We start from the raw sequence: 281 nt of genomic DNA, 5'->3' as shown, positions 1-281 counted from the left end.
AAAGAAAACTGTTAATGGGCGAGTAGGGATGTTGCCTGCTTTAATATCCAGATACTTATGGATAACATAAAGAACATTCATCTGCTGACGCTTGTACTCGTGCATGCGCTTGATTTGTACATCAAAGATGGATTCTGGATTAACATGAACACCTTGTGTCTTGGCAATATGGCGCTGCAATTTGCGTTTATTATGCTGCTTTGTCTTTTCCAACCAAGATTTCAATTCCTTATCATTTTTGTAATCCAACAGCTTTTCGAGCTCACTTGCATCGTGATGGT

1 protein-coding gene is annotated in these 281 nt (G+C 39.1%); it reads right to left on the bottom strand.

The genetic code is table 11. The features are described from left to right. Positions 1 to 281: glycogen/starch/alpha-glucan phosphorylase (locus C1G53_RS12380; RefSeq protein WP_161941439.1), on the bottom strand; the 281-nt coding region annotated here is incomplete at both ends.

This window comes from Streptococcus suis (assembly GCF_002960445.1).
GTDB classification, from domain to species: Bacteria; Bacillota; Bacilli; order Lactobacillales; family Streptococcaceae; genus Streptococcus; species Streptococcus hyiners.
Note: the sequence above shows the minus strand (reverse complement) of the source record. Positions and strands in the feature narration are given on the sequence as shown.